A 1131-nucleotide genomic window follows, 5' to 3' on the forward strand; every position below is an offset into this window, starting at 1 on the left:
AAGCATCGATAATAATCATCTACATAAAATTCCCACAATCCTTTGATACTTTCAAATTGATGAATCTTTAGCGATGGATGTTTTGGGTCATTCAACAAGAACCTTACTTGTTTTTCAAATTTCCTTTTGATGTGGCCTGGTAAGGCTTCATAATACTTGTCGAAATTATCATCTTTGGCAAATTTTCGTTCACTTAACATTATTCAAATCCTTGAGTAAGGCATCTGCATCTGTATATTCTTTGAACTTACCTGTTTTATAGTTTGCCTCTGCTTTTGCTAATGCTTCCTGGATTTCAGGAGTGTGAGCGTAGAGTTCTCTCTTTGGAATTTCTTTAGTAAATGTAATCAAAACTCGCATATCGGAATTGTATGGAACATCTTCTTGGGGAATGACAATCCCATTATGATACACTCCTCCCATTGTCAATTGTGCCATTAACAATCACCTCCTCGGTTTATTTTCTAGCCGCTAACGATAGAGCTCACCTGCTGCGGGGTGGATTACCACTAACCTTTGTAAACAAGATAAAAGCTTGAGATACCACAAAACTCTAATTACGGCACAGCCCCCCGCAGTCAGGTGCAGCGAAGGGTTAGAAAAAGCTGACCCTAAAATATCTCCTTTTTATTTTCTCACACAAAGCCACAAAGAACACAAAGGTTTATTGTTTTATTCAATTCCTTTGTGACTTTGTGTCTCTGTGTGATTATTTTTATTGTTCTAACCTTAGATTATACTGCCTATTGGCAGTTTTATATTACTGCATTATAAGTTAGGCTATTTATAGAGTAGCATAAATAAAATATTCTGTCAAGAAAAAGTTACCACGAATTTTACGAATGAATACTAAATGTAACCCATTCAGGTAGTCTGTGTCTGGGTGTATAGGTGTCTGGGTTACATAGACTACCAGACAATTAGACACCCTTTTATTCGTCCAATTCGTGAAATTCGTGGTATATTATACTTTCCTATATAATCAAGAAAAAATTTTAATATCAAAATTAGAAAATACTGAAAAATAACATCCTGGTATTATACTGCCTATTAGCGGTTTTTATTTTACTGCATTATAAATTTTTTCGACCTGTGCAGGTTAGGTTTAAGATTATTATTCTTCCCTTACCT

2 protein-coding genes are annotated in these 1131 nt (G+C 34.8%); both read right to left on the reverse strand.

The window, feature by feature from the left end:
* Positions 1–200 (reverse strand): hypothetical protein (locus AB1414_21305; protein MEW6609949.1); only part of this gene is annotated, 200 nt, incomplete at its 3' end.
* The gene (locus AB1414_21310; GenBank protein ID MEW6609950.1) at positions 190–438 is read right to left on the reverse strand and encodes a hypothetical protein; all 249 of its coding nucleotides are present in this window, start codon (positions 436–438) and stop codon (positions 190–192) included. The genes AB1414_21310 and AB1414_21305, both read right to left, overlap by 11 nt.
* Between the last annotated feature and the right edge of the window lie 693 nt (positions 439–1131).

The sequence above is a fragment of the bacterium genome, from assembly GCA_040755795.1.
In the GTDB taxonomy this organism is placed as follows: domain Bacteria; phylum UBA9089; class CG2-30-40-21; order CG2-30-40-21; family SBAY01; genus JBFLXS01.

Coding starts and splice junctions, on each gene's coding strand:
- AB1414_21310 (MEW6609950.1), bottom strand. CDS start 438: ATGGCACAATTGACAATGGGAGGAGTGTATCATAATGGGATTGTCATT.